The organism is Flavobacterium sp. UBA7663, assembly GCF_002483315.1.
In the GTDB taxonomy this organism is placed as follows: domain Bacteria; phylum Bacteroidota; class Bacteroidia; order Flavobacteriales; family Flavobacteriaceae; genus Flavobacterium.
In genome coordinates this window covers 161511-182656 of sequence record NZ_DLHR01000006.1, presented here as the reverse complement: position 1 = coordinate 182656, position 21146 = coordinate 161511, and the positions used below count along the sequence as shown (strand labels likewise).

General features: G+C 32.4%; 25 protein-coding genes and 1 tRNA gene. 11 read left to right on the top strand and 15 right to left on the bottom strand.

The window, feature by feature from the left end; genetic code table 11:
- Nucleotides 1–5: 5 nt before the first annotated feature.
- From B2741_RS01430 to B2741_RS01405, 6 genes are all read right to left on the bottom strand, one after another.
- A complete protein-coding gene (locus B2741_RS01430) occupies nt 6–299 on the bottom strand; it encodes a type II toxin-antitoxin system RelE/ParE family toxin (RefSeq protein ID WP_291134759.1) in 294 nt (97 codons plus the stop codon).
- On the bottom strand, nt 289–522 hold the full coding sequence (locus B2741_RS01425) for a hypothetical protein (RefSeq protein ID WP_291106896.1): 234 nt from the start codon (nt 520–522) through the stop codon (nt 289–291). The genes B2741_RS01430 and B2741_RS01425 overlap by 11 nt, the downstream gene beginning before the upstream one ends.
- Before the next feature lie 27 nt (nt 523–549).
- Nucleotides 550–1911 carry a methylmalonyl-CoA mutase subunit beta gene (locus tag B2741_RS01420; protein WP_291134757.1) on the bottom strand — a complete coding sequence of 454 codons (1362 nt, stop codon included), beginning with the start codon at nt 1909–1911 and terminating at the stop codon, nt 550–552.
- Nucleotides 1912–1922: 11 nt separating this feature from the next.
- Nucleotides 1923–2276, bottom strand: coding sequence for an FtsB family cell division protein (locus B2741_RS01415; protein WP_291134755.1), 354 nt, complete (start codon nt 2274–2276; stop codon nt 1923–1925).
- Nucleotides 2276–2884 carry a uridine kinase gene (gene udk, locus B2741_RS01410; protein ID WP_133610547.1) on the bottom strand — a complete coding sequence of 203 codons (609 nt, stop codon included), beginning with the start codon at nt 2882–2884 and terminating at the stop codon, nt 2276–2278. The genes B2741_RS01415 and udk overlap by 1 nt, the downstream gene beginning before the upstream one ends.
- Nucleotides 2885–3078: 194 nt before the next feature.
- Nucleotides 3079–3153: transfer RNA gene (locus B2741_RS01405), tRNA-Pro, on the bottom strand.
- A gap of 153 nt (nt 3154–3306) precedes the next feature.
- Between B2741_RS01405 and trxB the strand changes: the two genes are divergently transcribed.
- Nucleotides 3307–4254: a thioredoxin-disulfide reductase gene (gene trxB, locus B2741_RS01400; RefSeq protein WP_291134753.1), complete on the top strand. Its 948-nt coding sequence runs from the start codon at nt 3307–3309 to the stop codon at nt 4252–4254.
- 67 nt (nt 4255–4321) lie between these two features.
- Here the strand turns inward: trxB and B2741_RS01395 are convergent, their stop codons facing one another.
- A complete protein-coding gene (locus B2741_RS01395) occupies nt 4322–5770 on the bottom strand; it encodes a glyceraldehyde-3-phosphate dehydrogenase (RefSeq protein ID WP_291134751.1) in 1449 nt (482 codons plus the stop codon).
- A gap of 125 nt (nt 5771–5895) precedes the next feature.
- Nucleotides 5896–7278 (bottom strand): Do family serine endopeptidase, encoded by a 1383-nt coding sequence (locus B2741_RS01390; protein WP_291134749.1) that lies wholly within the window; start codon nt 7276–7278, stop codon nt 5896–5898.
- A gap of 123 nt (nt 7279–7401) precedes the next feature.
- Between B2741_RS01390 and dapF the strand changes: the two genes are divergently transcribed.
- The 6 genes from dapF to B2741_RS01360 all read left to right on the top strand — a co-directional run bounded on the left by dapF (nt 7402) and on the right by B2741_RS01360 (nt 12293).
- Complete coding sequence (dapF, locus tag B2741_RS01385; RefSeq protein ID WP_291134747.1) at nt 7402–8184, top strand: diaminopimelate epimerase; 783 nt, start codon at nt 7402–7404, stop codon at nt 8182–8184.
- On the top strand, nt 8184–8957 hold the full coding sequence (locus B2741_RS01380) for a hypothetical protein (protein ID WP_291134745.1): 774 nt from the start codon (nt 8184–8186) through the stop codon (nt 8955–8957). The genes dapF and B2741_RS01380 overlap by 1 nt, the downstream gene beginning before the upstream one ends.
- Nucleotides 8957–9487: a GNAT family N-acetyltransferase gene (locus tag B2741_RS01375; RefSeq protein WP_291134743.1), complete on the top strand. Its 531-nt coding sequence runs from the start codon at nt 8957–8959 to the stop codon at nt 9485–9487. Before B2741_RS01380 ends, B2741_RS01375 begins: the two co-directional genes overlap by 1 nt.
- A 12-nt stretch (nt 9488–9499) precedes the next feature.
- On the top strand, nt 9500–10540 hold the full coding sequence (gene mltG, locus B2741_RS01370; protein ID WP_291134741.1) for an endolytic transglycosylase MltG: 1041 nt from the start codon (nt 9500–9502) through the stop codon (nt 10538–10540).
- A 115-nt stretch (nt 10541–10655) separates the two neighbouring features.
- Nucleotides 10656–11549 carry a DUF2279 domain-containing protein gene (locus B2741_RS01365; RefSeq protein WP_291134739.1) on the top strand — a complete coding sequence of 298 codons (894 nt, stop codon included), beginning with the start codon at nt 10656–10658 and terminating at the stop codon, nt 11547–11549.
- 96 nt (nt 11550–11645) lie between these two features.
- Entirely contained in the window at nt 11646–12293 is a 648-nt protein-coding gene (locus tag B2741_RS01360) for a peptidoglycan-binding protein LysM (protein WP_291134737.1), read from the top strand.
- Nucleotides 12294–12295: 2 nt separating this feature from the next.
- On the opposite strand, the gene B2741_RS01355 is transcribed toward B2741_RS01360, so the two are convergent.
- Genes B2741_RS01355 through dnaA form a run of 3 tightly spaced genes read right to left on the bottom strand, consistent with a single transcriptional unit; the run spans nt 12296 to nt 14921 of the window.
- Nucleotides 12296–13030 carry an SAM-dependent methyltransferase gene (locus tag B2741_RS01355; RefSeq protein ID WP_291134735.1) on the bottom strand — a complete coding sequence of 245 codons (735 nt, stop codon included), beginning with the start codon at nt 13028–13030 and terminating at the stop codon, nt 12296–12298.
- 4 nt (nt 13031–13034) lie between these two features.
- The gene (locus tag B2741_RS01350; protein WP_291134733.1) at nt 13035–13490 is read right to left on the bottom strand and encodes a low molecular weight protein-tyrosine-phosphatase; all 456 of its coding nucleotides are present in this window, start codon (nt 13488–13490) and stop codon (nt 13035–13037) included.
- A 3-nt stretch (nt 13491–13493) separates the two neighbouring features.
- A complete protein-coding gene (dnaA, locus tag B2741_RS01345) occupies nt 13494–14921 on the bottom strand; it encodes a chromosomal replication initiator protein DnaA (protein WP_291134731.1) in 1428 nt (475 codons plus the stop codon).
- A 203-nt stretch (nt 14922–15124) separates the two neighbouring features.
- On the opposite strand from dnaA, the gene B2741_RS01340 reads away from it, so the two are divergent.
- Nucleotides 15125–15535, top strand: a complete 411-nt coding sequence (locus B2741_RS01340) for an acyl-CoA thioesterase (protein WP_291134729.1) — start codon at nt 15125–15127, stop codon at nt 15533–15535.
- Here B2741_RS01340 and B2741_RS01335 read toward each other — a convergent pair.
- Genes B2741_RS01335 through ribD form a run of 4 tightly spaced genes read right to left on the bottom strand, consistent with a single transcriptional unit; the run spans nt 15532 to nt 18651 of the window.
- Nucleotides 15532–16146 carry an IMPACT family protein gene (locus B2741_RS01335; RefSeq protein ID WP_291134727.1) on the bottom strand — a complete coding sequence of 205 codons (615 nt, stop codon included), beginning with the start codon at nt 16144–16146 and terminating at the stop codon, nt 15532–15534. The two genes, B2741_RS01340 and B2741_RS01335, sit on opposite strands and share 4 nt — an antisense overlap.
- 1 nt (nt 16147) lies before the next feature.
- Nucleotides 16148–17008 (bottom strand): DMT family transporter, encoded by an 861-nt coding sequence (locus tag B2741_RS01330; protein WP_291134725.1) that lies wholly within the window; start codon nt 17006–17008, stop codon nt 16148–16150.
- 4 nt (nt 17009–17012) lie between these two features.
- Nucleotides 17013–17615: an HAD family hydrolase gene (locus B2741_RS01325; RefSeq protein WP_291134723.1), complete on the bottom strand. Its 603-nt coding sequence runs from the start codon at nt 17613–17615 to the stop codon at nt 17013–17015.
- A complete protein-coding gene (gene ribD, locus B2741_RS01320) occupies nt 17608–18651 on the bottom strand; it encodes a bifunctional diaminohydroxyphosphoribosylaminopyrimidine deaminase/5-amino-6-(5-phosphoribosylamino)uracil reductase RibD (protein ID WP_291134721.1) in 1044 nt (347 codons plus the stop codon). Before ribD ends, B2741_RS01325 begins: the two co-directional genes overlap by 8 nt.
- Before the next feature lie 218 nt (nt 18652–18869).
- Between ribD and B2741_RS01315 the strand changes: the two genes are divergently transcribed.
- Genes B2741_RS01315 through prmC form a run of 3 tightly spaced genes read left to right on the top strand, consistent with a single transcriptional unit; the run spans nt 18870 to nt 21135 of the window.
- Entirely contained in the window at nt 18870–19346 is a 477-nt protein-coding gene (locus B2741_RS01315) for a GNAT family N-acetyltransferase (RefSeq protein ID WP_291134719.1), read from the top strand.
- A 23-nt stretch (nt 19347–19369) separates the two neighbouring features.
- Nucleotides 19370–20281, top strand: coding sequence for a hypothetical protein (locus tag B2741_RS01310; protein ID WP_291134717.1), 912 nt, complete (start codon nt 19370–19372; stop codon nt 20279–20281).
- A complete protein-coding gene (prmC, locus tag B2741_RS01305) occupies nt 20281–21135 on the top strand; it encodes a peptide chain release factor N(5)-glutamine methyltransferase (protein WP_291134715.1) in 855 nt (284 codons plus the stop codon). Before B2741_RS01310 ends, prmC begins: the two co-directional genes overlap by 1 nt.
- Nucleotides 21136–21146: the final 11 nt, after the last annotated feature.

The following is a 21146-nucleotide window of genomic DNA, read 5'->3' as shown; positions in this document are numbered from 1 at the left end:
TGCAATTAAAATATTTGGTTGATTTTGCTGTTTCTCGATGTATGAAGAACAGCTTTAATCACTATTATTTCATTATCAATACTAAAATGAATTAGATAGGGGAAAGTTTTTAATAAAACTACTCGGATTTGATCATATCTAATTTGGTATCGAAATGGGTTTTCTTTTATTTGTTTAACACTATTATTAAAAGAATTAGCAAATCTTTTTGAAAGCATTGGATTGATGTTTTTATACCAAGCGATACTTTCACGAACATCAGATTTAGCTTCTTCTAAAATTATAATCTTAAAGTTCATCTCCAAGTTCTTTTAAAAAATCCTCGTAATCTGTTGCACTTTCTGGATTCTTTAAGTAGTTTTCGGTTCGTTCTCTAACTTCATCAATTTGCCATTGCGGAATTTGATATTCCTTGGAAGTTGGAAGAATAATCACTTCTACTTCTTCTGCATTGAAATCTTCAGGTAAAGTAATGTTTACTTGATGATTTTTTACTTTTACAAATCTTCTAATTGCTTCCATGGTCTTCTTTTTTTGAAAGTTACAAAATTATTCCGAAGCTAATCTTTCCTGTTCTAATTTTTCAGCCAAACGTTTTTCAATAATCGGTGTGATTAGCGTTTTTCTGGCGTTTTGTTTTACGAAAGGATACAATTCCAAATCGTTTTTCATTTGGTCGTTTTTGTTCGGATACTTGTTAGTTCCTAACAAAACTTCTTTCCCTGAATCGAAAAGTTCTTGTTCTTTTTGTGCGCTTTCGTTGATTTTTCTTTGGATTGTTCCATCGATTAATTGCGAAATCAGTCCGCCATTTTTCTCGATGTCTTTGAATAATTCTAAAGCTTTTTCTGCTAATTGTTCCGTTAAGGTTTCAATATAATACGCGCCATCAGCAGGATTATTCACTTTGTCGAAATAACTTTCGTGTTTTAAAACTAACAATTGGTTTCTCGAAATTCTATCGCCAAACTCGTTGTCTTTGTGATAAATCGCATCGTAAGCTAAATTCGCAACTGCATCGACTCCACCAAGAATTGCACTCATGCATTCAGTGGTTGTACGTAACATGTTTACGTTGTAATCGTATAAGGTTTTGTTGCGTTTTGTTGGAGTTGCAATGATATGACAATCAAAATTGTGATTGTATTCTGATGCTAATGTGTTGAATAAAAGACGTAATGCTCTTAGTTTCGCAATTTCGAAAAAGTAATTTGTTCCAACAGCAACTTCAATCGTAATCGGTTGGTTGATAGCTGGAATTCTATTGAAATATTCGTTTGCTTGTGCTAAAGTATAAGCTAATTGTTGCACGATATTCGCACCAGCGTTTTGATAAATTCCACTTGAAATAGTTAAAAATGGAACTATTGTTTTTGAAGCAATTGTATTTAGCTTTTCGAAATCTTTTTCAAGGTTTTCAAACCAATTACCATCTTTTGCTAATTGACCGATTGGATCGTTTTGGATAAAGATGTTGGATTTGTTTTTTGAAGCGAAATCATTGATTTTATTCGAAAATTCAACAGAAAGAAAAGGTAAATTGAAATAATAATTCACATTTTCTGTCGGAAGATTTTGCATCAATTCTTCAATGGAAACAGTGTCATTTTCTAATGTAAAACGAATACTTTCAGCTCCTCTATGTAAAGTTTCAAGCGCACGAGCATTCGATTTTTTCACATCATGAACAAAAATATTTTGAACGATTGCAAAAGGTTTTGTTGGAACAATGGCGTCAAGATTTACTGCTGTTTCATCATTGTGATAAAACGGTTTTACTTTAATGCCTTCTGGACTTTCCCAAACTAAAGTTTCGTTGTAATCAGCACCTTTTAGTTCGTATTGAATTTGTTGCTTCCATTGTTTAGAAGAAACGGCTTCAAAATCGGAAAATAAATTATTGTTAGCCACGAATTATATGTTTAATTGTTACTAGTTGTTTTCTCAGTTTCAGCTTTCTTTTCGCCTTCAAATTCTATGATGTAAATATCTTCGTTTTCGCGTTTCATGTAGTATTTTTCGCGAGCGTATTTTTCTACACGATCATCATTTTTAAGGTGTTTTATATTGGCGCTGTCTTTTTTGATTTCGGTTTTGTAGTATTGAATGTTATCCTCTATTTCCTCAATTTCTTTATCTAAAACGCGGTGTTCTAAATAGGAGTAATTGTCAAAAAATAACATCCAAATAATAAAGAAAAGTAATACCAAAACATAACGGTTCACTAAAAACTTTAGGAACGGATAGTTGGCAATTAAATTCTTTATTTTTTTCATTATACTAATCTTTGATTGATAACAGCACGTACTACATCAATAGCAACTGTGTTATACTTGTCATTTGGAATAATGATATCCGCAAATGCTTTTGTAGGTTCGATAAATTGTTCGTGCATTGGTTTTAACGTGTTTTGATAACGGTTTAAAACCTCTTCCATATCACGACCACGTTCTGCAATATCACGTTTTAAACGGCGAATTAATCGTTCGTCAGAATCGGCATGAACGTATACTTTAATATCAAACATATCTCTTAATTCTGGATTGGTTAGAATTAAGATACCTTCTACAATCATTACTTTTCTTGGATGTGTGATGATTTTATCGTCGGTTCTGTCGTGAGTAACGAAAGAATAAACTGGTTGTTCAATAGTTTTTCCAGCTTTTAAATCTTTAAGATGAGCTACTAATAATTCAAAATCAATAGCTCTTGGATGGTCGAAATTAATTTTGGTACGCTCTTCATAACTCAGATGATGCGTTTCTTTGTAGTAAGAATCTTGAGAAATAATACCTACCTCAGTAGCAGGTAACTCATTCATAATCTGATGTACAACTGTTGTTTTTCCACTTCCGGTACCGCCGGCAATTCCAATAATTAGCATAAAGATTCTTAAATTGATTGTTTTAGCAAAAATAGAAATAATATTCTATGTGTTTTTTGTTTTGGTGAGAAAGTTTTGGGAATAAATGCTAAAAAAATATAGGTTTTGGAACGCAGATAAAACGGATGCTTTGCATCGCAGATAGAAAACAGATTTTTATAAATGAAAAAAGACCCTCAATTGAAGGTCTTTTGTCGGGGTGGCAGGATTCGAACCTGCGGCCTCCTGCTCCCAAAGCAGGCGCGATAACCGGGCTACGCTACACCCCGAATTTGTGAGTGCAAATATAGAACTATATTATTATTTTCAAAACGTTTTTTAAAAATAAATTTCGTTTATTATGAAATAGTGAATTCTAATCTATTTTTAAGAAATAATTTTAATTAAAAACTTACATTTGCTACTCTTAAAAGAATAAAGTTATGTCAGATACAATTGAAAAAGTAAAATGTTTAATTATAGGTTCTGGTCCAGCGGGTTATACTGCGGCTATTTATGCGGCTAGAGCTAATATGAATCCTGTTTTATATCAAGGACAACAACCAGGTGGTCAGTTAACTACAACCAATGAAGTTGAAAATTTTCCAGGATATCCTGAAGGTGTAACCGGACCTGAAATGATGGTTCAGTTGCAAGAGCAAGCAAAACGTTTTGGTTCAGATATTCGTGATGGTTGGGCTACAAAAGTAGATTTCTCTGGAGATATTCATAAAGTTTGGATTAATGATACCATAGAAATTCATGCACAAACGGTAATTATTTCTACTGGAGCTTCAGCTAAATATTTAGGATTAGAATCTGAACAGCACTATTTAAAATTAGGTGGTGGTGTTTCAGCTTGTGCGGTTTGCGACGGATTTTTCTATAGAAATCAAGAAGTAGTAATTGTTGGAGCAGGAGATAGTGCATGTGAAGAAGCACATTATCTTTCTAAATTATGTAAAAAAGTAACGATGTTAGTGCGTAGCGATAAGTTTAGAGCTTCAAAAATTATGGCTGAACGTGTTCAAAAAACAGAAAACATCGAAATTTTAATGCACACTGAAACAGAAGAAGTTTTAGGTGACGGTCAAGTTGTAACAGGGGTTAAAGCAAAAAATAGAGCAACAGGAGAAGTTGTTGAAATTCCAGCAACAGGATTTTTCGTAGCGATTGGTCACAAACCAAACACCGATATTTTTGCCGATTACATTACGTTAGACGAAACGGGTTACATCGTAAATGTTCCTGGAAGTTCTAAAACAAATGTAGCAGGTGTATTCGTTGCAGGTGATGCAGCTGACCATGTGTATCGCCAAGCTATTACGGCTGCGGGAACTGGTTGTATGGCGGCATTAGATGCAGAGCGTTATATTGCTTCGAAAGAGTAATTGCAATACTATAAAAACAAAAAGCTCCTATTGAAAAATTGGAGCTTTTTGTTTTTGAGACTATCTACTAATAGTAGCTGTATCTTCTAACTTTAGCAATGTATTTAGCTAAACGGATTACTTGGTGACTATAACCATATTCGTTATCGTACCAAACATACATTACAATGTTTTTTCCGTCTCCAGAAACAATAGTTGCGTTACTATCAAAAATAGCAGGAGCAGAAGTTCCTACAATATCCGAAGATACTAACTCATTGTTTAAAGAGTATTTAATTTGCTCTACAAGATCGCCTTCTAAAGCATATTTTTTCATGATATTGTTTACTTCTTCAATAGAAGTTTCTTTTCCAACTTCTAAATTCAATACTACTAATGAACCGTTTGGAACGGGAACACGAATTGCATTTGAAGTTAATTTTCCGGCTAATGCAGGTAAAGCTTTTGCAACAGCACTTCCAGCGCCAGTTTCTGTGATAACCATGTTTAAGGCAGCAGCACGACCTCTACGGTATTTTTTGTGCATGTTGTCTACTAAGTTTTGGTCATTCGTATACGCATGAATCGTTTCTAAGTGTCCTTTAACCACTCCTAAAGTATCTTCAACGGCTTTTAAAACTGGAGTAATCGCATTTGTCGTACAAGAAGCAGCAGAGAAAATGTTTACTTCGTCTGGATTGTAATCTTCATGATTTACTCCGTAAACGATATTTGGAACTCCTTTTCCTGGTGCAGTTAATAAAACTTTATCAGCTCCTTTTGAAGATAAATGACGTTTTAATGCTTCTTCTGTAGTGAAAGCTCCTGTGTTGTCGATAACTAAAGCATCTTCAATTCCGAAAGCCGTATAATCAATTTCTTCTGGTGTGTTAGCTGTAATGATGTGAACCGTTGTTCCATTAATCAATAGAGCATTATTTTCTGGATCTGCAATAACTGAACCATTGAAATCACCATGAACTGAATCATAACGTAATAATGAAGCTCTTTTTTCTAATAAAACCGCATCATTTTTATCTCTAGTTACAATTGCTCTTAAACGCAATTGTTGTCCTTTTCCAATTTTCGACATTAATTCACGTGCTAATAAACGACCAATTCTACCAAATCCGTATAAAACCACATCTTTTGGTTTAATTTCTTGATAGTTTTTTGCGTTTTTTAATTTGTCGATTACGAATGCTTTTGCATCATTGTATTTGTCATCTTCTAAATGATATTCGTAAGTTAATTTTCCAATATCAATTCTTGAAGGTGGTAAATCTAAATCTACAATAGCACTTGCAATTTCAACTGAGTCGAAAACGTTAATTGGTTTTTCAACAAAAGCACCTGCGTACTCGTGTAAGTTGATGATTTCGCTCACGTTTTTATCAATCAATTGATTACGGAATAAAACCAATTCGATTGATTTGTCATACCATAAATCACTGATGATTTTAATGAATTCTACACCAGCTTTTCTTCTGTCTGCCTGAAAAGCTAATTCTTTTTCGTATAAAGAGATATTGCTCATGAAAATAATATGTGTTGTTTTGTGGTGCAAAAGTATAGATTTCAATCGTTTTCGTAAAATTTTTTAACTAAAAAAACCAGACATTATTTTTGTCTGGTTTTAAATATGAATTGGGTAGCATGATTTTACATGATAATACTATACATCTGACCGTTTTTAGAAATAATTTGATAGCGCGCTTTCTGATTTTCTTTCTTAGCCAAATAGCTCGAAACAGTTTCCATGTCTTTCGCTTTAATTCCGTCAATGCTTAAAATAACTGCGCCATCTAAAATATCACTATATTCTGCATACTCAGGATTGTTGACTTTTTTAATTTTGATGCCTTCTTTTGTATTGAATTGTTTCTTATCGGTAGCATCAAGATCTTCAAATTCAATTCCGTTGAATTCGTAATTCAAAATTTCTTTTTTAGTTAACTTAACCGGAAGTGTTTTTTGTTTTCCATCACGTAAAACGGTTACTTGAATAACGTCATTAGGTCGTTTTGTATTTATGTAGGCAGATAATTCAGCAAAACCATTAATTTTTTTATCGTCTAATTGTACAATGATATCACCTTTAGTCAATCCTGCTTTTTCAGCTCCCGAATTTTTGGTTACCTTATTAATATAGAAACCTTGTGTTTCTTTAATACCTAGTTCTTTTGCGTAATTCGAATTCAATTCGCCACCTTCAACTCCTAAAACACCTCTTTGAACGTTTCCAAATTGCATTAAATCTTCAATAATTTTTCGAGTCAAATTCGACGGAACAGCAAACGAATATCCAGCATAACTTCCTGTTGGAGAAGAAATCATGGTATTGATTCCAATTAATTCTCCACGAGTATTTACTAATGCTCCACCACTGTTTCCAGGATTTACGGCAGCATCGGTTTGAATGAAGGATTGAATTCCGTTGTTTGATAGATTTCTAGCTTTTGCAGAAACAATTCCTGCAGTAACAGTAGAGTTTAAGTTATACGGATTCCCAACAGCTAAAACCCATTCACCTACTTTAATAGAGTCAGAATCACCAAAAACAGCGTAAGGTAATTTTTCATCCGCTTCTACTTTTAAAAGCGCGACATCCATTTTAGAATCGGTTCCGACTAATTTTGCTTTGTAGGATTTGTTATTGTTTAGTGTAACTTCGATTTCAGTTGCATCTTGAATTACGTGATTATTAGTTACAATATAACCATCTTCGGTAATGATAACTCCAGAACCAGTTCCAATTTGTGTTTGTTCTCTTGGTCCTTGATAGCCATAGAAAAACTCCATTAAAGGATTATTTGGTACTTTTGAAACGCTCACGTTTTTTACGTGAACTACTGCGTGAATTGTGTTTTCGGCTGCTGAGGTAAAATCAATGTTTTCGGCGCCTAAATTTACATTTTTGGCATAATTAGGTGATGCAAGTGTAAGTTTTCCTGCATTATTTGGCTCTAAAAAGAATTTGTAAGCACCTAATGTTACAGCTCCACTCAAGAGCGATACGAATAATAAACTTCCAAATTTTTTCATGTGTATTAATTTTTGTTCACTCAAAATTATAACAAAAAATATTCCAAAAAATCACTTTAACGCTCGATTAACAATGTTTAACATCTTATTAATATTTGTACTTTTGTATAAACTAATTTGACAATGCAACTTACATTTTATAAATATCAAGGAACAGGAAATGATTTTGTTATGATTGACAATCGTACTGATTTTTTTCCAAAAAATAATACTAAACTGGTAGCACAATTGTGTGACAGAAGATTTGGTGTAGGTGGTGATGGATTGATTTTGTTAGAAAATCATCCGCAATATGATTTTAAAATGGTCTACTACAATTCAGACGGGAATGAAAGTTCGATGTGTGGAAATGGAGGTAGATGTCTAGTGGCTTTTGCCAAACAAATGGGCGTTATCGAAAACAAAGCTGAGTTTGAAGCCGTAGATGGATATCATTACGCAACTATCGAGGCTGAAGGAATCGTAGCGCTTCAAATGAAAGATGTTGATACGATTAAAAGCGAATCAAATTATACCTTTTTAAATACAGGTTCACCACATCATGTGCAATTGGTAGATAATTTAGTAGAATTGGATATTAAAACAGAAGGCGCTAAAATTCGTTATTCTGATTTGTATGGAAAAGCAGGAAGTAATGTCAATTTTGTACACCAATTAGCAAATGACATTTTTGCAGTTCGAACGTATGAGCGTGGCGTAGAAGATGAAACTTTGTCTTGTGGAACAGGAGTTACAGCAGTTGCAATTGCGATGCATCAAACTGGAAAAACAAATAATAATATTATAGATTTGAATGTAGAAGGCGGAAAATTAAAAGTACAATTTGACGTAGATAATGGAAATTACACAAACGTTTTCTTAATCGGACCCGCAACTTTTGTTTTTGAAGGTAAAATAGAAATATAATGATAGGTCTTTTTAGAAAAATACGACAAAAATTTATAATCAAACAAGCATATAAGGAATATTTTAAATATGCTTTTGGGGAGTTGATTTTAGTTGTTCTTGGTATATTGATTGCTTTGCAAATTAATAATTGGAATGAAGTAAGGAAGCAAAATATTAAGGTTAAAGCATATTGCGAGAAGATATCTGAAGAAATAACATCAATGGTTGAATTAATTGATTACAATACTAAATATTATGAAGGAACAACAAATGATTTGTATGAAAATGTTCTTTTTTTGGGAGCCAATAAAAATACCTCTGATGATTTTTTTAAAAAAAAATTGAAGGTTTTGTTAGATTGTGATGCTCAAACATTATATTTTCCAGTAATAAATGAATTTCTTGATCAAGGGTATTTAGTAAATATAAATGATAATCAAATTAGAAAACAATTTGAGCATTTCAAATATTATGAGATGCAGATTAAAGTTAATGATGATTTAAGAAATGAATTTTGCATTATGCAATTACAACCTTATATTCAAAAAAATATTAATTATGCTGATGTAATGCTCAAACCTGAGAAAAACAAACATTTTAACTTACCTGATGTTTCTGTTAAATCTGGACATGAAACAGATTTTAATAAACTTGGTGGTTCAATTGAATTATGGAATTTATTGTACAGGAAAATTGAAATTCAAAGAGAAACAATTATTATAAATAAATCATTAATTAGAGTTCTTACAAAATTGAAATTAGATATTGATAAATTTAAAAGTAAACTCTAATGATAACATTAAAAGGAACCAACATATACCTACGCGCACTCGAACCCGAAGATTTAGAGTTTATCTATGCCATAGAAAACAATGAGTCGGTTTGGGAAGTGAGTAATACACAAACGCCTTATAGTCGTTTTTTAATTCGTCAGTATTTAGAAAATGCGCACCAAGATATTTATGAAGCCAAACAATTACGCTTAACCATTTGCTTAAATGATACTTTTGAAGCAGTAGGTTTAATCGATTTATTTGATTTTGATCCTAAAAATAATAGAGCAGGAGTTGGGATTGTAATTTCAAGCGAAAGCAATCGAAATTCAGGAATTGGTTCTGAAGCATTGCAACTTGTAATCAATTATGCATTCAATCAATTGCAATTGCATCAACTATATGCAAATATTGGTTCAAAAAATGAAATTAGTATTTCCCTTTTTACTAAATTTGACTTTCAAAAAATCGGAGTAAAAAAAGATTGGAATAAAATCAACAACCAATACGAAGACGAAATTTTATATCAATTAATCAATCACAATTAAAAAAATAACCCCTTGAACGTAAAAAAACTTATTTCAATTATAGCTGTTGCCGGAATCGTAGTTGCAACTGCAGTTGGTGTTTATGTATATTTTAAAGCTTTTACACCAAATACTCAATTTTCTCAAAACGAGGTTTATGTTTATATTCCTACGAATTCAACTTATGAACAAGTAGTAGAAATTGTAAAACCATTCGTCAAAGATTTTGAAAAATTTGATTTCGTGGCTACATCAAGAAATTATAGTACGAATGTAAAAGCAGGAAAATTTCTTTTCAAAAAAGACATGACCAGTTTTGATATGGTAAGAAGTTTACGTTTAAATGTTCCAGTAAAAGTGGCTTTTAATAACCAGGAAACATTAGGGAAGTTAGTGCAACGTTTAGCAACTCAATTAGAACCTGATAGTTTAAAATTAGAAGTAGCGTTTACTAATACGCCTTTTTTAGAAGAAAACGGATTAACAGAAGAAACCATTTTAGCGCTTTTTATTCCAAATACGTATGAATTTTACTGGAATACACCGGCGGACAAAATTGCTCAAAAATTAGCTAAAGAATACCGAATTTTTTGGAATATTGATCGTACTGAAAAAGCAAAAACATTAGGTTTAACACCAATTCAAGTATATACTTTAGCCTCAATTGTACATAAAGAAACAGCAAAAGTAGATGAAAGACCAACAGTAGCTGGCGTTTATTTAAACCGTTTGAAACAAGATATGCCACTTCAGGCTGACCCAACCATTATTTTTGCAATCAAAAAACGTTCGGGCGATTTTGACCAAGAAATTAAACGCGTTTTCTTTAACGATTTACGAATTAATTCTCCTTACAATACCTATGTAAATAAAGGATTGCCTCCTGGACCAATCGCTATGCCAGATGTTTCGGCTATCGATGCAGTTTTAAATTCAGAAAAACACGATTATATTTATTTCTGCGCAAATCCAGATAAACCAGGTTATCATGCTTTTGCATCAAGTTATGAAGCACATCAAGTAAATGCCAAAAAATATGCTGAGTGGGTTACTAAATTAGGAATTGACCGTTAATTTTTAGGAGCGAATGGCTTGGGCTTTCTTGGTTTCCATATTCCTGCTTTCCGTTACAATCTTTTATAAAATTTTAAGGTTTTATAAAAGTATTTCCACTACAATCAGGGCTAGTTTGCTGTCCATTTTTCTGTTTGTTTCTGTTTTTTCTCAGGCACAATCAGATATCAATGCTTTCTTAAAACCTTCTGATACGCTCAATAAACCAAGAAGAACTGGCGTATATGTTGGTGAATCTGTTGCTTTGGGTGCTACTTTAATTGGTTTGAACCAACTTTGGTACAAAGATTACCCAAAATCGAGTTTCCATTTCATCAACGATAATAATCAGTGGTTACAAATGGATAAATTAGGACACCTATATTCTACCTATCATTTAGGAAGGGTAGGAGCTGAAATGTTGCAATGGAGTGGAGCTTCAAAAAAGGAACAATTAATTTATGGTTCTACTCTTGGATTAGGCTTTTTAACCGTAGTTGAGGTTTTTGATGGGTTTTCGCAAGAATGGGGAGCATCATCTGGCGATATTATTGCAAATGTTTCTGGAACAGCTCTTTATGTTTCTCAAGAACTACTTTGGAAGGAACAACGAATCACTCCAAAATTCTCCTTTCATCAAACCAAATTCGCGTCACAACGTCCTGAAACTCTGGGAGCATCCTTTAACGAAGAAATTTTAAAAGATTACAACGGTCAAACGTATTGGTTGTCGTTTAACGTTCATTCGTTTACAAAAGATAGCTTTATTCCCAAGTGGTTAAACCTTGCAATTGGTTATAGTGGAGAGGGAATGTTGTATGGAAATGATTCAGAAGCACTCGAAAATGGAATCATTCAAAACCCATATCGTCAATTTTACCTTAGTTTGGATATCGATTTGACTAAAATTGAAACAAAATCACACTTTTTAAAGTCACTTTTCTCGGTTTTTAACACGCTAAAAATTCCTGCACCAACTTTGCAATACGATGATTTTAACGGAGTTAAAGCTCACTTCATCTACTTTTAGAAATTATTAACATGCTGTAAATCAATATTATAATTTTTTTTGTATATTTGCATCGGTAATTTCAGATGGGTGACAGACGCTGAGAAATAACAATTCATGATAAAAAAAAGGTCTTACTTTATAGGATTGACACTCCTAGTCTTAGTCGTTTCTTCAGGTTTTATAACCTTTAAAGAAGAAAAATTGGAAGGATTTCATTTGTCGAACTCAGAGGTAATTAAATACCACGTTCCAAATGAATACGAAAACGAAGAAGTAATTATACCAGTTAAAGTACCACACGTTGGTAAATCATTTGCTGGTTTTGCTCAAAAAATGGCTTACAAAGAGTCAAGAGGTATTTTACATTTAGTGAATCCATACGGATACATGGGAAAATACCAGTTTGGAAGAAGTACATTACGCACTGTAGGTGTTTATGATTTTCAAGAATTTTTACGTAATGCTGTCTGGCAAGACAAGGCTTTTGAAGCTTTAATTGCTCGTAACAAATGGGAATTGCGTAAAGAAATTCAAAAATACTCAGGAAGAATTATTAATGGTGTTGAAATTACAGAATCAGGCTTAGTTGCAGCAGCTCATTTAGGTGGTGCAGGTTCGGTAAAGAAATATCTAAGAAGTAATGGACGTAATGGTTTCAAAGATGGTTTTGGAACATCGTTATCAAGTTACATCAGAAAATTTTCAAATTACGACATTTCGCATATTGAAGCAGATGCAAATGCTAAAGTAGATTTAGAGTAATTTTACATTTTGTGAATAATAAAAATACAAGGTCGATTATGTAAATCGGCCTTTTCTTTTTTCCATTCGTTAACCGTTTTGGTTTTTATGTATTCTGTTGGCAAAGTAATGTCACAAGCCACGCATAAATAGGTGCTTGGTTGTAAAATTTGCAACAAATCTTCCATTAATTTATTATTTCGATACGGAGTTTCAATAAACAATTGTGACTGATTTTTATCTTGCGACAAACGTTCAAAATTTTTCAACGCTTGTTTTTTATCGTTTTTATCGATTGGCAAATAGCCATTGAAAGCAAAACTTTGTCCGTTCATTCCACTCGCCATCAAAGCTAATAAAATCGAACTTGGTCCAACTAAAGGAACTACTTGAATTCCTTTTTCATGTGCTAACTTCACAATTACAGCACCAGGATCAGCAATTCCAGGGCAACCAGACTCACTCATTAATCCGATGTTTTCACCTCTTAATAAAGGTTGGATAAATTCGTTGTGTTCCGCAATTTCTGTGTGCTTATTTAAAACCGAAATTTTTAACTCAGGTTGTTTTTTTTCGGGATGAATGCTTTTAATGAATTTACGAGCGGTTTTCTCGTTTTCAACTATATAATAATCTACAAAATCAATGGTTCTTTTTATGGTTTGAGGCAAAACATCTTCAGGGACTACCGTAGTTTCTCCAGGATTGGATAAAGTAATGGGAATTAAATATAGTTTACCTGCTGCAGTTGATTTCATGATATTATTGCTTTAGTTTTCTTGCAATTTCCTCGCAAGCTTGGTCTAACATATCAAAAACGCTTTCAAATCCGTCTTGACCTCCGTAATATGGGTCTGGAACATCAACGTTTTCATTTGGAAAAATTTCGTTTAGAATCAGCTTGACTTTCGATTTTGATTCTTCATTTGGAGCTAACGTCAAAACATCTTTGTAATTGGAATTATCCATTACAAAAATATGGTCAAAAGTATCAAAATCACTTTTTTTGAATTGTCTTGCTCTTTGATTGGTAATATCTAAACCTCTATTCTTGGCAGTTGAAACGGAACGTTTGTCAGGTAGTTCACCTGCATGCCAACCGCCAGTTCCTGCGGAATCCACGATAAAATCTTCGGAAAGTTTAGAGCGCATAATACCTTCTGCCAAAGGAGAACGGCAAATATTTCCTAAGCAAACCATTAAGATTTTAGAAGCCATGAATTACAGCGATAATTTCTTGTTGATATCGTCTACGAATTTTCTAAATTGTTTGTCGGTAGTAACCAAATTGTCTACTGTTTTGCAAGCGTGAAGAACAGTTGCGTGGTCTCTGTCTCCAATTTGTGAACCAATGTTTGCCAAAGAAGCTTTTGTAAATTTCTTAGCAAAGAACATCGCTAATTGTCTAGCTTGTACAACGTGACGTTTTCTAGTTTTTGACTGTAAAGTCTCAACATCTAATTGGAAATAATCAGAAACAATTTTCTGGATATAATCAATTGAAATTTCACGTTTTACGTTTTTAACGAATTTCTCAACTACTTGTTTTGCTAATTCAATGGTAACCTCACGTTTATTGAAAGAAGATTGAGCAATTAACGAAATAATAGCACCTTCTAATTCACGAACGTTTGACTTAATGTTTTTAGCAACATATTCTACAATTTCGTCAGGAATTTCAACCCCATCTCTAAATAAAATATTTTTTAAGATAGAAATACGAGTTTCGTAGTCAGGTTGGTGTAATTCTGCTGATAATCCCCATTTAAAACGAGATAGTAAGCGTTGCTCAATATCTTGCATGTCAACTGGTGCTTTATCAGAAGTTAGAATTACTTGTTTTCCGTTTTGGTGTAAGTGGTTGAAGATGTGGAAAAATACATCTTGCGTTCCCGATTTACCTGATAAGAATTGTACGTCGTCAATAATCAAAACATCAATTAATTGATAGAAGTGAATAAAATCGTTACGTGTGTTTTTCTTAACTGAATCGATATATTGTTGTGTGAATATTTCAGCCGAAATATACAACACCGTTTTTTCTGGATATTTATCTTTAATCTCAACACCAATAGCGTGAGCTAAATGCGTTTTTCCTAATCCAACACCACCAAAAATTAACAATGGGTTGAAAGAAGTTCCGCCTGGTTTATTTGCAACAGCCATTCCAGCACTTCTTGCTAAACGGTTAGAATCTCCTTCAAGGAAATTATCAAAACTATAATTAGCATTAAGTTGCGATTCGATTTTTAAATTACGAATTCCAGGAATAACAAAAGGGTTTTTTAATTCTGGATTTTTATTCACAATTGGCACATCTACTTCCTGAGGTTTTACCGCTGTTCTATTATAACTCGGAATTTGCTCAGTAAATGGAAGTTTATTGCCATAAGTGTTTTCCATCTTAATTTTATACAATAACTTTGCGCCTGGTCCTAATTCTTTAGTTAAGGCTACTTTTAATAATTTTACATAGTGTTCTTCTAACCATTCGTAGAAAAATTTACTAGGTACCTGAATAGACAACGCGTTATCGTTTAGCTCAACTGACTGTATAGGTTCAAACCAAGTCTTGTAAGCTTGATCTTGAATATTGTCTTTTATGAAAGACAGACAGTTATTCCATACCGATTGCGCAGTTTTCGTCATAAATTCATTTAATTATTACTTGTTTATTTTAGTTTTGTATAGGTTACAAAAGTGAAAAGAACGGATATTCTGTTCGGATAATTTGGGATAGCAAATATGTGAACAAAATTCTGTAAAAAAAATTTTTTTGCACTTGATTTTTAAAAAAAAATATTGTAAGCCTTGTAAATAATTTTTTAAGATTAATTTAATATTAGTTTAATATGAGAGAATATCAATTTCAAGTTCGTGTGCGTTATGCGGAAACAGATCAAATGGGAGTCGTTTATCACGGAAATTATGCACAATATTTTGAAATGGGACGCGTGGAATGGTTAAGAAACATGGGGGTTTCTTATAAATGGATGGAAGAAAATGGGGTGATGTTGCCTGTAGTTACTTTAACCATGAATTATAAAAAGCCTGCACGCTATGACGACCTACTAACCGTTAAAACAATTTTTAAAAGTCAGACTTCTGTGAAGATAGAATTTGACTATGAAATTTATAACGAAGCAAATGAGTTATTAACAACGGGTTACTCAATGTTGGTGTTTGTAGACATGAAAACTGGACGTCCAATGACACCTCCAAATTATGTTTCTGAAAAGATAAATTCTTTTCTACAAGTTTAAATTTCCGTTAATTTAATTTCATACAAACTTTCAAAAGTGTCCAATAAATTTTGGGCATTTTTTTTTCGGATAGAAATCTCAATTTCGCAATCCATTTCCATTTTTTGAGAAACAATTTGAAGATTTTTCTCTTTAATAATTCGCATCACTTTATTCATGTGTGCATAACCGAACGAAATAATAAAATGCTTGTCAATTGTTTTTTCAATAATAGTTGCATTTTCTAAAGCCATTTGAGCTGCTGTTTTGTATGCCGAAATCAATCCACCAACGCCGAGTTTTACGCCACCAAAATAACGGACGACTACAACTAATACATTCGTGACTTCAAATGACTGAATTTGTCCGTAAATGGGCATTCCGGCGCTATTATTTGGTTCACCGTCGTCATTTGCACGATATTGTATTTTCTCTGTACCAATTTGATACGCATAACACCAATGACGTGCCGAAAAATGTTCTTTTCGCAAACGTTCTAAATTCTCTTTTACTTCTTCTTCAGAAGTTACAGGAATAGCGTAGCCAAAGAATTTACTGTTTTTTTCTTTGAGTAAAACTTCTTCCGACGGAAAATCTATGGTTTTGTATAAATCGTTTTCTGAAAAATTCATTTTAATAGGTAACTAAATAAAGGGCGAATAATGCTAATCCAATTCCGAATGCATTGCGAAGCGAAATTTTTTCTTTAAAAAAAAGAATGCCTACAAAAGTAGAAACTAAAACGATAGAAATATTGTGAATGGTAAATAAAGTTGCGCTTTGGAAAGCTTTTGCTTCTAACATTTTTACTAAATAATACAAAGAAAAGTAATTGGGTAAGCCCAAAGCTATTCCGCCTAAAATATTTCTTCCTGAAAATTTAATTTGTCCTCTGATGGTTAAAAAAAGTATTGTTAAAACTCCAACAGTAAAAGCGCAAAAAAAAGTAACTGTTGAAAATAGTCCAATTTGATTGGCAGGAACATGATAGGTTTGTAAATATTTTAAACTGGCATCGATAGTTCCAGCGCCAAGAAATACTAAAACTGGGAAAAGTAAATTGTTGGCATTTTGTACTTCGCCAGTTTCTTTTTTAGAAGTAAAATAAACGGCAATTAACGCCAAAAGTATTCCGATAATCTTAACGAAACCGAGAGATTCATTATATAAAATAACACCCAAAGAGATAGGTATAATCACTGACATTTTTGAAGCAACTGAAGCAACCGAAAGGCCATTTCTTTGTGATGTTAATGTTGTGGCATAAAAAGTAGATATAAAAACAAATCCCAAGAGAATACTTCCTTTAAACCAATCATGACTGATGATTTCTTTTGGCGCAAGACTATTATCTAAAAAGAACAATCCAACTAAAAAAGCAACAAAGTAATTTACTACTAAAGCTTGTAATGCATCAATGTTAAATCTGGCAAAGAGTTTAATAATAACAAAAAGTACAGCATTAAATACAATGCTCAGTAATAAATAAATCACGATGTTAAATTATTTTTTTATCAAAAAGTTCCACAACATCATCAATGCCTGGTTGTAAATTCCAAATTCGAAAACCTAACTTTTCAGCCATATCAGTGTTTTCTTTTTTGTCGTCTACAAATAACGTCTTTTTAGGATTCAAATTATGATTGTTAATCACGTATTTAAACGCATTTTCATCGGGTTTACGAATTCCGATTTCGTATGAAAAGTATACTTTTTCAAAACAACTATAAAAATCGCGAGCAAAAGTTTGGCCTTCTTTGTGTTCAAATTTTTCAATATGAGTATGATCAGTATTGCTTAAAAGAAACAAACGATATTTTGATGCAATCATTTGTAAAAATTCCAATCGATATAAAGGGAAATCACCTAAAATGGAATTCCAAGCAGCTCTAATTTCTGATAAATCAGCATTTGGTAAATGTTTTTGAAAACCTTGCATGAATTCAAGTTCGTCAATTTTTCCAATTTCGTACTTTTTGTTCAAAGCATCCAAATCGTCATGCCAAGCGGTTAAACCTAATTTTCTAAATTCGGTATCAATAGCTTGTTTGTTTAAATCGATAAAAACATCGCCAAAATCAAAAATAATTGCTTCAATCATAATTCTTGAAAATTTTAAGTTCATCATTCATTATGTCAAAACCAGCAACCGGATTTCCGGAAATAATTGGGGCTGTTGTGCCGTTTTGAAATGTTGTTTTTCCAATAAAAACTCTTGCTTCATCCCATAAATTGGCATCTATGAATGATTGAAGAGTTTTACTTCCTCCTTCAATAATAAGCGATTGTATTTCGTTTTTATACAAAATGTCACAAATTGAAGAAATCAGGTGAATATCAAAGATAGCATTTTCATAGATACAATTTTCAGTTGAAATGAAATTTTCGTTTTCGGTTATGAAAATTGTTTTTTTCGAATTGTCTTTTACATGATAGTTTTCCGAAATCTTACCTGATTTATCTAGGATAATTCGAACGGGATTATTTCCTGAAAAATCACGCGCATCTAATTTTGGATTATCGTCTAAAACGGTATTGGTTCCCACTAAAATCGCTTGCTCTTCAGTTCTCCATTTGTGAACCAATTGTCTGGAATATGGATTTGTAATCCAAATAGGAGCTTTTTCTTCTTTCGAAAGTGGAGCAATAAATCCATCAGCGGTTTCTGCCCATTTCAAAATAATAAAAGGTCTTTTCTTTTGATGAAAGGTAAAAAATCGCTTATTGAGTTCGTTGCATTCATCTTCTAAAATACCAACGGTTACATTTTTGCCACTTTCAACTAATTTCTTGATGCCATTTCCAGCCACTTTTGCAAATGGATCAACCGTTCCAACTACAACATTCGGAATTTTATTTGCAATGATTAAATCGCAACACGGAGGCGTTTTTCCGAAGTGACTACACGGTTCTAAACTTACGTAAATCGTAGCTTCTTTCAATAACGATTTGTCTTTTACAGAATTCACCGCATTGACTTCCGCATGAGGTTTGCCTGCTTTTTTGTGCCAACCTTCGCCAATGATTTTACCATCGTGTACAATCACACTTCCTACTAACGGATTTGGATAAGTAGTTCCCAAACCATTTTTGGCGAGTTCAATACAGCGTTTCATGTAAAATTCGTGCGTCGTCATAATACAAAAGTAGTATTTTTAAGATTAAAAAATTAAACATATAAGTCATATAAGTTTAAAAATGATTAAGGAGTTAATTAACAAGTTTATATAAGTTATTAATCTTCTTTTATGTGCTTTTTAAATCTTTCCAAATTGTAAAAAAAAACTTAAATGACTTCTATGTTTAAAACAATCTCAAGTTAATTTATGTAATTTTACCCGACAATAAAAATGCTATGCTAATTAGAGAAATCCAACAAAAAGATAATGAGTCGATTGCTAAGGTAATTCGCGATATTTTTCATGAATTAGATGCGCCAAAAGTAGGAACTGCTTATGCTGACCCCATTTTAGATACGTTATACGAAGTATATCAAGCACCACGTTCGGTATATTATGTGGTGGAAAATGGCGGAAAAGTGTTTGGTGGTTGTGGTGTGGCTCCTCTAGAAAATGCAGATGTTTCGGTATGTGAATTACAAAAAATGTATTTTGCTCCCGAAATCAGAGGTACAGGTTATGCCGAAAAAATCATTGAAAAATGTTTGGAATTCGCCAAAGCTCAAGGATTTGCAATCTGTTATTTAGAAACCTTATCTTTTATGACAACCGCACAAAAACTATACAAAAGAATAGGTTTTGAAAATATTGATGGTCCAATGGGAAATACAGGACATAATAGTTGTGAAGTTTGGATGACGAAGAAATTATAGTAGTAAGTATTAATACTAAATTTATGAAAATTAAGATTTTATGTTTCTTGTTAATTTCTATTGTTGGTTTTTCTCAAAAGAAAAAAAATAATGAAGAATATGATTATATCAACAATTATTATCAGTTTGTTTATCAAGCACATTATGAGAACTTATCTGGAAATTACCAAAAAGCGTATGATTTATTAAAAACGGCTGAAAAGAATTGTCCGCTATTGAATCAAATGGGGATTTATGAGCCAACAATTTTAGCAGAATGTGCAGTTAGATTAGGTAAAAATAATGAAGCGTTAGATTATATTGAATTTACCCTAAAAGAATTTGGAACAAAGTTTAGTTATATTGAAAATGACTCTGTATTTCATGAATTAAAATCTTCTAAAAGATGGAAAAAAATTAAGAATAATGCTGAGAAATATTTTAATGATTATTCCAAAAGTGTTGATTTTGATTTACGAAAAGAATTAAACTTTATGAAGAAGGAAGATCAAAGGGTAAGAACTAACGGATTTGATGCTGAAGGAGCTAAAATTGTAGATAGTATTAATAATGAAAAATTGAAAAGAATAGTTAAAGATTGCGATTGTTATCCGAATTATTCTGTGAATCTAGTGGGTAGTTACGATACAGATGAATTTGATCCAGAGATATCTGTTTTAGTAATGCATATTAATGCGGAAGATGCTGAATATTGGAAACCTATTTTCCTAGATTTAATAAGAAGGGGAAGAGCTCCAGCAGATATTTATGGTCGTTTAATCGATAGTAATTTAAGAAGTAATGGGATTTTTAAATATGGAATTTACAATAACGTAAAAAAAGAAAGGATTGAAGATTTTGAAAACTTAGATAAACGAAGAGTAGCTGTTGGTTTAGCGCCATGGCAATTGGATAAAGATATTTATGAACTTATCAGAAAAAAATACGGATTCTAATGCTACTAAAACAATACAAAATCCATTTTTTCAATTCACTGAAAAACATTCAAGATGAACAAGAAATCGAAAGTTTCTTTTTTATCCTGACAGAGTATTTGCATAATTTGAAACGAGTAGATGTCGCTTTGAATCCAAATTTTGAAATTTCTGAAAAAGAAGTTGAAAAATGGAATGTCATTTTAGCTCAATTACAACATGATAAACCCATTCAGTATATCACAGGAGAAGCTTGGTTTTACGGCTTAAAATTTGAAGTTAACGAAAGCACCTTAATTCCTAGACCAGAAACAGAAGAATTAGTAGAATGGATTATTGAAAGTCAAAAGTCAAAAGTTCAAAGTCAAAAGTTAGAGATTTTGGATATTGGAACCGGTACAGGTTGTATTCCTATTTCATTAAAAGTAAATTTACCACAAGCAAATGTTTCAGCAATTGATGTTTCCGAAAAAGCATTAGAAGTTGCCAAAAGAAATGCTCAATCAAATAAGGTTGAAGTGAATTTCATTCAAGCCAATATTTTAGAAGTACTAGATTTAAATCAAAACTTTGATATCATCGTATCAAATCCACCTTATGTTCGGAACTTAGAAAAACAAGAAATAAAGAAAAATGTATTGGACTACGAACCGCATTTGGCGCTTTTTGTTGAAGATACCGATGCGTTACTTTTCTATAGAAAAATTGCGCAATTGGCTTTGAAAAATTTGTCGTCAAACGGATTATTATTCTTCGAAATCAATCAATATTTAGGAAAAGAAACCGTTGAATTACTTGAAAATCTAGGTTTCAAAAATATCGAATTGAAAAAAGATATTTACGGTAATGATCGAATGATAAAATGTTCAATTTAGGTTTGTAGTAC

Coding starts and splice junctions, on each gene's coding strand:
- B2741_RS01430 (WP_291134759.1), bottom strand. CDS start 299: ATGAACTTTAAGATTATAATTTTAGAAGAAGCTAAATCTGATGTTCGT.
- B2741_RS01425 (WP_291106896.1), bottom strand. CDS start 522: ATGGAAGCAATTAGAAGATTTGTAAAAGTAAAAAATCATCAAGTAAAC.
- B2741_RS01415 (WP_291134755.1), bottom strand. CDS start 2,276: ATGAAAAAAATAAAGAATTTAATTGCCAACTATCCGTTCCTAAAGTTT.
- udk (WP_133610547.1), bottom strand. CDS start 2,884: ATGCTAATTATTGGAATTGCCGGCGGTACCGGAAGTGGAAAAACAACA.
- trxB (WP_291134753.1), top strand. CDS start 3,307: ATGTCAGATACAATTGAAAAAGTAAAATGTTTAATTATAGGTTCTGGT.
- B2741_RS01395 (WP_291134751.1), bottom strand. CDS start 5,770: ATGAGCAATATCTCTTTATACGAAAAAGAATTAGCTTTTCAGGCAGAC.
- B2741_RS01390 (WP_291134749.1), bottom strand. CDS start 7,278: ATGAAAAAATTTGGAAGTTTATTATTCGTATCGCTCTTGAGTGGAGCT.
- dapF (WP_291134747.1), top strand. CDS start 7,402: ATGCAACTTACATTTTATAAATATCAAGGAACAGGAAATGATTTTGTT.
- B2741_RS01380 (WP_291134745.1), top strand. CDS start 8,184: ATGATAGGTCTTTTTAGAAAAATACGACAAAAATTTATAATCAAACAA.
- B2741_RS01375 (WP_291134743.1), top strand. CDS start 8,957: ATGATAACATTAAAAGGAACCAACATATACCTACGCGCACTCGAACCC.
- B2741_RS01360 (WP_291134737.1), top strand. CDS start 11,646: ATGATAAAAAAAAGGTCTTACTTTATAGGATTGACACTCCTAGTCTTA.
- B2741_RS01355 (WP_291134735.1), bottom strand. CDS start 13,030: ATGAAATCAACTGCAGCAGGTAAACTATATTTAATTCCCATTACTTTA.
- B2741_RS01350 (WP_291134733.1), bottom strand. CDS start 13,490: ATGGCTTCTAAAATCTTAATGGTTTGCTTAGGAAATATTTGCCGTTCT.
- dnaA (WP_291134731.1), bottom strand. CDS start 14,921: ATGACGAAAACTGCGCAATCGGTATGGAATAACTGTCTGTCTTTCATA.
- B2741_RS01340 (WP_291134729.1), top strand. CDS start 15,125: ATGAGAGAATATCAATTTCAAGTTCGTGTGCGTTATGCGGAAACAGAT.
- B2741_RS01335 (WP_291134727.1), bottom strand. CDS start 16,146: ATGAATTTTTCAGAAAACGATTTATACAAAACCATAGATTTTCCGTCG.
- B2741_RS01325 (WP_291134723.1), bottom strand. CDS start 17,615: ATGATTGAAGCAATTATTTTTGATTTTGGCGATGTTTTTATCGATTTA.
- ribD (WP_291134721.1), bottom strand. CDS start 18,651: ATGACGACGCACGAATTTTACATGAAACGCTGTATTGAACTCGCCAAA.
- B2741_RS01315 (WP_291134719.1), top strand. CDS start 18,870: ATGCTAATTAGAGAAATCCAACAAAAAGATAATGAGTCGATTGCTAAG.
- B2741_RS01310 (WP_291134717.1), top strand. CDS start 19,370: ATGAAAATTAAGATTTTATGTTTCTTGTTAATTTCTATTGTTGGTTTT.
- prmC (WP_291134715.1), top strand. CDS start 20,281: ATGCTACTAAAACAATACAAAATCCATTTTTTCAATTCACTGAAAAAC.